A 7,876-nucleotide genomic window follows, 5' to 3' on the forward strand; every position below is an offset into this window, starting at 1 on the left:
GAATTTTATTTAAAAAAGAAAATAAAAAAATAAAGGATTGATTTAAAAGTGTCAAAGATTTTATCTAAAGAAGTGGTGATGGAATGGATACTTATTTTAATTATCTTTTCTTTCATGTCTGCTATAGGTAACTATATAGGTTATCATTATCCATTTCAAGAATCCTTATATGGTATGTTTATTTTATGTGCTATAACCTTACTAGGACTAATAATAGAACATCATATTTCATATAACATACCTGCTATTATTTACATAAGTATTATAGGTTTAATAGTGGCACTTCCATGGTCACCAATATCAAGTACTATTATATACTATACATCAAAGGTAAATATTGTATCATTAACAACAATACTTCTAGCATATGCTGGAATAGCTATGGGAAAAGACTTAGGAGAATTTAAAAAAGTAGGTCTAAAGGGTATTATTGTTACCTTTTTTGTAATATTAGGAACATATATGGGTTCTGCATTAATTGCACAAGGAGTTTTAATGTATACTGGAATGATTTAAACTCCTTTCTAAAAAACTTTTTTTTTAAAATATTTATATAAAATTATAGTTACTAGTAAAAATATTAAAGTATTATTCTATAAACTATTATTATACTATACAAAGGTAATAATTAACATGTTTAATAAAAAGATTATAGAATCATCAAGGGAACTTCTTGATTATAAACTACACATCACAGTACTAATTTGTGTTTTAATATCTCAAGCTATTGGAACAGTTACTATAACAATAACTTCAGGATTTAAAATTATAATTCTACCTTTAATATTTTCATTAATACTAGTTACAATTTTATATTTAGAAAAATATGTTACATGGATTACTAAAAAACAATCAAAAACTTGTGGAAAAATAATGTTAATTATTATTGGACCATTAATTGCAAAATTAGCAATAACAAGTGGACAAAATATTGATTTATTAGTAAAAACAGGAATAGCCATATTTCTTGAAGAATTAGGTGATATAGGATCAATATTTATAGCATTACCTGTAGCATTGTTACTTGGTTTTAAACGTGAATCTATTGGAATGACAAGTTCCATATGTAGAGAGCCACAAATGGCAGTTATAATAGATAAATATGGTCTTTCTTCAGATGAAGTTAAGGGATTTATGATAGTATATCTTATTGGAATAATACTTGGAACAATTTTTATAAGTATAATTGCAAGTTTTTCATATTTAATTCCACTACATCCATATGCATATGCTTTAGCATGTGGAGTAGGAAGTACAAGTATGAATGTAGCAGCAGTATCATCTCTTATAACTCTTCATCCTGATTTATCAAATCAGTTATTAGCATTTAGTGGAATATCTAATTTAATTTCATTAATACTAGGGGTATATGTGTATATACTCGTATCATTACCATTAACAGAGAAATTATATGCTTATATAGAACCTATTGTAAGTAAATATATTTTTAAACGTTAATTCTTTTTTAGACTTTTTTTATTTTATTTTTTTGAATTAGACATTATATTAATCATTAGAATCAAAAATATAATTAGTAATAAAAATTTTTGGAGAATTAAATTATGAGTGAATATACATTAGAAAATATAGCACAAGTTGTAGAAATATTAAGAGAAAAAAGTCCATTAACACATTGTATTACAAATGTAGTTACTGTTAAAGATTGTGCTAATGCTGTTTTAGCAGTAGGAGCATCACCAATAATGGCAAATGCTCCAGAAGAAGCAGAAGAAATTGTAGGTATTTCTAATTCACTTGTAATAAATATTGGAACATTAACTAAAGAACAAATAGAAACAATGAAGAAATCAGCAAAATTTGCTATTGAAAATAATAAGCCATTCATACTAGATCCTGTAGGTGTAGGTATTAGTAACATTAGAAATCAAACACCAATCGATATTATTACAAATTCAAAACCATCTATTATTAGAGGAAATCTTTCAGAAATCAAAGCAATAGCAATGATGTATGATATATTAGATGAATGTACAATGGCAAAAGGTGTTGATGTAGCTCAATGTGATATTATAAACAAAGATACATTAATTTCTAATTGTAATCTTATTAAGAATATTTCAGAAAAATTAAATACTACAATAGCAGTATCTGGACCAATTGATATAATATCTGATGGACATGATGTATACACAATAGAAAATGGTGATGCTATGATGTCTAGAATAACAGGTAGTGGATGTATGTTAGGATGTGTACTTGGAGCATATCTTGCAGTAACAAATCCATTAGAAGCAGCAATTACAGGTACACTTGTAATGGGTATAGCTGGAGAATTAGCTGCAAAAACAGCAAGAGATAATAACAAAGGAACAGGTTCATTTGGAATATATCTTATAGATGAATTATCAAAATTAAATAAAAGCACAATACTTTCTCAATCAAAATTAAATAAAATGTAGGTAATTGAAAATGGATATTGATTATAGTGTCTATTTAGTAACTGATCAATTTGATTTTACTGAATCAGAATTTTTAAATATTATAGAGGAAGCTCTAAAAGGAAACACTACTATTGTTCAAATAAGAGAAAAAAATAGTAGTACAAGAGATTTTTTAAATCTTGCACAGAAAGTTAAGAAATTAACTGATAAATATAATGTTCCATTAATTATTAATGATAGAATAGACATAGCTCTTGCAGTAGATTCTGCAGGAGTTCATCTAGGTCAAGATGATATGCCTTGTAAAATAGCAAGAAAAATTATAGGACCAGATAAAATTATTGGAATCAGTGCTGAAAACTATGGGGATGCACTCCAAGCACAAGAAGATGGAGCAGACTATTTAGGTATAGGTGCTATAGAAAAAACTCCAACAAAAACAGATTGTAGTGTTATTTCAGAAGAGGATCTAAATAAAATTAAAAAAACAATAAAAATACCCCACGTAGCAATAGGTGGTGTAAAAGAACATAATACTAGAGAAATAATAGATAAATATGGCTTTGATGGTGTAGCAATAGTTTCAGCAATTATGAAAAGTGACCTTCCAAAAGAAGCTGCAACTAACTTTTATAATCTAGTAAATAGTAAGTTAACCTTAGATGATGTTTATGCTGCTATATATGGTGTTATTGTAGGGGATGCTCTTGGTGTTCCATATGAATTTAAACCTAGATCTACACTACAAAAAACACCTGTAACTGGAATGAGAGGTCATGGTACTTATGATAAACCAGAGGGCACTTGGTCTGATGATAGTTCTTTAACATTAGCATTAGCTGATAGTTTAGTATATGGTATAGATTATGATGATATAATGTCTAGATTTAGTAAATGGTTATATCAAAACATGTATACTCCAGAGAATGAAGTTTTTGATGTTGGACAAACTACAGAAGAAGCAATCTATAATTATACAATGGGTGTAAATCCATTAGATTGTGGTGGAGTTGAGGAATATGAAAATGGTAATGGTTCTTTAATGAGAATAATGCCATTATTATTATATATAAATAGAAAATCAATCGATGAAAAAAGTGCTATTGAATTAATAAATAATGTTTCATCATTAACACATGCACATAAAACTAGTAAAGCTTGTTGTAATATATATAATTTCCTAGTACAAGCTATTATTGAAAATAGGGAAGCTAATAATCTTAAAACTTTAATTAAAAAAGCAATTGAAAGGGCTAAAAAACAGTATCCACTAAAAGAATATCCAGAATTTAAATCTTTATACGATGATCTATTCTTTGATTCAGGAGAAAATTTAGATAGTACTGGATATGTTGTAAATGCATTACAAATTGCATTCTATGCATGTTATCATAGTAGTGATTATAGTGATGCTGTGTTGTGTGCTGTGAATTTTGGAGAAGACACTGACACAAATGCTGCTATAACTGGTGGGATTGCTGCTTTATACTATGGTTATAAATCTATTCCACCTAAATGGATCGATGTTATTATAAATAAGGAATTAATTAATGAAGTTTTAGATGCCTTTAGTGAAGGTCTTAAACATTATTAATTTTCTCCTATTTTTTTTAGTATTTAATGAGTTTGGACCATTGTATATTTTTATCTAAAATTCTTTAAAAATTAGTTCTAAACCAATAGCAAATCCCATATCTTCATCATACCATCCTTTTTTCTTGTCTTGATTCATATATAGTATGCTGTATGCTTTCATTTTATAGGTTTCATACATGACAGCCCCAGGATATTTTTTATTATATTCTAAAGGATTAATATCTAACATATATACTAATTTTGTTGGATAGGCATCTGTACTATTTAATAACTCATTTTTTATAGATTTGGCATAGTGTCTATCGATTCTAATTTTTCCACTAAAATCTCCTGGAAGTGTATTATACCATTCAAGATAGTTTAACATTTTATTTTCTTCTTTTTGAAGTATGTTTTGAATATTTTTATCAATAGTCATCTAATCACTCAATAAAAAAAGTTTTTTTTTTATTTTCTTATAAAAAAGGTTGGTGGTGATATTCAAGGTATTATTCTTGAATTATTATGTCTTTAAATTGTGGGAATTCTTCAATAAAATCATATATTTCTTTGTCAAGAAATTCTTCATATCTTTCCTTTTGATTTGAGTTAGGATCTGCATATTTATATTGTAATTCTGTTCTTTTTGCATATGTTTTTTCTAGTCTTTCTTTAACTTTTGGGTCAAAATTATTGAATTTTGTTGGTCTATCATGGTCATGTCCTTTATATGCAAGTCCTATGGTATTGAATCTGTATGGCATGATAGTACCAGCATTTAATGCTACTTCATACATTTCAAAGTAATGTTCTGTTATAAATTCATAGTTTAGTGTAACTGTTGATTCTTTTATGTGTTTATCGAATTCTTTTAAGTTATTTATATATTCTTCATCCCAATCTTTTCCTATACTCATATTATCACATCTTGATTTTTATTTTTATAACTATTGTTATAAATACTTTAGCTTTGAAAATGAAGTTATATTAAAGTATTTCGAGTAATATATGCTTAAATAACAATTAAAAGGAGATATTTAAATAGATTTTAGTAAAAACAGGTATATTATCCAAGTATCTATCTTAAAAATAGTATTATTATACAAGTGATTCATAATTAATTCATCATGTAGTATTAGATTAAAAGATGGTAAAAAAATTAGAAATGATAAAATTAGTTAAAAAATTAATTGTTGCACATTGGAATAAACATTAATTTACATCTACCTTATTTATATGTTCTACTTTTTCTACTACTTCTACCAATTAGAAATATTATATTTCAAAAAAGAGTATAATAATAAAGAGGATTAAAAAAAAGAATTATAGGAATTCTAAGACATAAACAAATACTTTCAATATACATTAGTTTATGATATACTTAGTTAAAATGTACTTAAAATGGGAGCTTTATGTTATATTGGTAAATAGTAGGTTTATGTTATTGGTGGTTAGTTATGTTACTAGTGAATTTCATGTGATGGTTGTTAGTTAATATTGTTAGTATTATGCTAAAATGATTATTTCTAATTATTCTCATGAATATTCAAAATATAACAACATTTTAATCTATCATGTTTTAAGGTGTTGGAAAGAATTCTCATCTATTGATATGGATATGGAATTATCTGGTCATACACATGAGTGTCAATTTATTCCTGAAACATTATTTACTAGATTATTATTTAAATATAATCATGGACTTTTTTTAGTCAAGAAGTAGCAGAAAATAATATAAGAACATCATATTTATCTGTAACATATGGAATAGGTTTCTTTGCAGTACATATATGTTTAAGTACTTCTTTTGAAAATACTTGTTTTAAATATAAATAGAAAATAATTTTTTATTTAAAAAAATAATATAAGATAAGGGGATTTTTTTTTTAATCTACCTCTACACTTATATATTTAGATTTATCTGATACTTTTTTTAGTACTTCAAATAAAAGTGGTGTCATACATCCTGTATTTATTATATGTATCGTGGTTTCTTCCTCTATTTTTATAAGAAATTCATATAATCTATCTATATCACCATCATATTCTGGAAAATTAAATAGATCTTGTATATAATATATTGGATCTTTTCTTATTAATTTACCATTTATATCTATATACTTCATTTAATCACTACTAAATGTTAAATAATTACTTTCACATGCTGCATCATAGAATGTGTCATATAAATCCTTAGATATTTCATTACTATTTATTAGATGAATCTCTGTTTTTACACCAATACTTGTAAGACAATCATATAAAGCATCAAGATTTCTTCCATAATAATCTGGTAAATCTAATTTTTTAATTAAATAGTCATGTGTTTTAAGTTTAATTTTTTTACCATCTAATATTACAATATTCAATATTTTTCACCAAATTTTTCTATATTTCATTAAATGTTTTATAGTGATCTGTAGTGTAGTAGACTTTATAATTTTCAGTAGAATATACTATTCTTTTGGAACCACGTGTGGTACCATTTGCATCAATATCACATTCTATATATTTTGATGTACTAGTTGGAAGTATTTTCTGCCTATTTGTAAAAACATCTCCACCAATACTTTTTCCAGGTGCATATTCTTTTAATGGACCACCATTCCATCCAAGTTTTTGTGCTTCTTTTTTAGTTATATAATTACTTGGAAGTTTATGATATTCTTTTATATAAGCTGCCACTTCATCAACAGTACAATATTGTCCATTTTCAACAATATGTATATTGGTTGTATTATTGTTACTAATTATATTATTATCATGGTCTGATAGGATATTTACTCCAAAAACACTACCTAGAATGGCAATAATAACAATAGTAATTACTGATATCATTTGTTGATTAATAAAATCACCTCTTATTAATTATTCTATTGATTATATTTAATAAAAAGTTAACTATTTTTTAAAAAAAGAAATATGTTGTTATACTACATATTCTAGTATAACAGCAAATATGGTTATAAACATTATGATTTCAACAATATAAATAAAGAAGTTATGAAACAAGCTATGATTTGTTACATTTTTCCTTATTATGTTGTGTAGATTTGGATTGAATTGGGTTGCATATACACTTGCAACAATAAATGATATTATTAAAACCCATACAAGTACATTTATTAGAATTTGAATAAAATCTGTATTCACAAGTATAAGTGATGTTACTGGCTCTAAGGATAGGTATGGTAGGAATTGTCTTGTAAATATTCCAAGTATTGATGTTGGTGTTGTTGTTACAATGTATGAATTTAGCATAATAATATATAACATTATTATAATTGCACCTATAATTGCAGTCCATAGATAAAAGCTTGTTTTATAGAAGAGATATTCTGATTGGAAATCTATTTTAGTTTTAGACTCATCATATTTTTTTGTGCCTTCATAGTGTACTGTTAATATATAGTCTTTTCGTGATATTGATGAGGTTATTGTTGCTGTTCCATCTTTTGAAATTTTTCCACTACCAACAATTTTTCCTTTCTTTGAGGTAACTATAACTTTTCCTTTTAAAACAGGTGCATTTGTTTGGGCTTCAGTAACTTTTACTGAAACAGTATACATTTTCGTGTTAGAATTTACTATTTCTGCATCTATTTTAGTTTTTATTTTTTCATTTTCTGTATTCATAAAATTAACCCCAAATATTTTATTAGTTTGATTTTTTTCAAACTTAACAACAATATAGGTATATTCTATAAATAATAATAATTATTTAGAAAAACATTGTTGATATTTAATTTTTGTATATTAATGTATGTCGTAGCTTATATTAATTATTTCTCTTTATAAACATATATTCTAATTTAATAAATTCCTTATTATTTTAATTATTATAAAGTATTTGGTAGAATAATTTAGAGGAAATTTGTTTTATTATATAATATATATTT

10 protein-coding genes are annotated in these 7,876 nt (G+C 25.5%); 4 read left to right on the top strand and 6 right to left on the bottom strand.

Annotation, left to right across the window (positions count from 1 at the left end):
• Positions 1-78 precede the first annotated feature (78 nt).
• The 4 genes from A9758_RS02960 to thiE all read left to right on the top strand — a co-directional run bounded on the left by A9758_RS02960 (position 79) and on the right by thiE (position 3,996).
• Positions 79-516 (top strand): hypothetical protein, encoded by a 438-nt coding sequence (locus tag A9758_RS02960; protein WP_048059716.1) that lies wholly within the window; start codon positions 79-81, stop codon positions 514-516.
• A gap of 117 nt (positions 517-633) precedes the next feature.
• On the top strand, positions 634-1,458 hold the full coding sequence (locus A9758_RS02965) for a DUF3100 domain-containing protein (RefSeq protein ID WP_011406279.1): 825 nt from the start codon (positions 634-636) through the stop codon (positions 1,456-1,458).
• A 104-nt stretch (positions 1,459-1,562) separates the two neighbouring features.
• A complete protein-coding gene (gene thiM, locus A9758_RS02970; RefSeq protein WP_011406280.1) occupies positions 1,563-2,420 on the top strand; it encodes a hydroxyethylthiazole kinase in 858 nt (285 codons plus the stop codon).
• A 10-nt stretch (positions 2,421-2,430) separates the two neighbouring features.
• Positions 2,431-3,996: a thiamine phosphate synthase gene (gene thiE, locus A9758_RS07630; protein ID WP_011406281.1), complete on the top strand. Its 1,566-nt coding sequence runs from the start codon at positions 2,431-2,433 to the stop codon at positions 3,994-3,996.
• 54 nt (positions 3,997-4,050) lie between these two features.
• Here thiE and A9758_RS02980 read toward each other — a convergent pair whose 3' ends face one another.
• The 6 genes from A9758_RS02980 to A9758_RS03005 all read right to left on the bottom strand — a co-directional run bounded on the left by A9758_RS02980 (position 4,051) and on the right by A9758_RS03005 (position 7,613).
• Complete coding sequence (locus tag A9758_RS02980) at positions 4,051-4,416, bottom strand: hypothetical protein (protein WP_011406282.1); 366 nt, start codon at positions 4,414-4,416, stop codon at positions 4,051-4,053.
• A 70-nt stretch (positions 4,417-4,486) separates the two neighbouring features.
• The gene (locus tag A9758_RS02985) at positions 4,487-4,894 is read right to left on the bottom strand and encodes a hypothetical protein (protein ID WP_011406283.1); all 408 of its coding nucleotides are present in this window, start codon (positions 4,892-4,894) and stop codon (positions 4,487-4,489) included.
• A gap of 969 nt (positions 4,895-5,863) precedes the next feature.
• A complete protein-coding gene (locus A9758_RS02990; RefSeq protein ID WP_011406284.1) occupies positions 5,864-6,103 on the bottom strand; it encodes a hypothetical protein in 240 nt (79 codons plus the stop codon).
• Positions 6,104-6,346, bottom strand: a complete 243-nt coding sequence (locus A9758_RS02995; protein WP_011406285.1) for a barstar family protein — start codon at positions 6,344-6,346, stop codon at positions 6,104-6,106. It abuts the gene before it with no gap.
• Between the two features lie 19 nt (positions 6,347-6,365).
• Positions 6,366-6,815 (bottom strand): ribonuclease domain-containing protein, encoded by a 450-nt coding sequence (locus A9758_RS03000; RefSeq protein ID WP_011406286.1) that lies wholly within the window; start codon positions 6,813-6,815, stop codon positions 6,366-6,368.
• 90 nt (positions 6,816-6,905) lie between these two features.
• On the bottom strand, positions 6,906-7,613 hold the full coding sequence (locus A9758_RS03005) for a hypothetical protein (protein ID WP_011406287.1): 708 nt from the start codon (positions 7,611-7,613) through the stop codon (positions 6,906-6,908).
• Positions 7,614-7,876: the final 263 nt, after the last annotated feature.

Origin of the sequence: Methanosphaera sp. A6, from assembly GCF_001729395.1 — an archaeon.
GTDB lineage: Archaea > Methanobacteriota > Methanobacteria > Methanobacteriales > Methanobacteriaceae > Methanosphaera > Methanosphaera stadtmanae.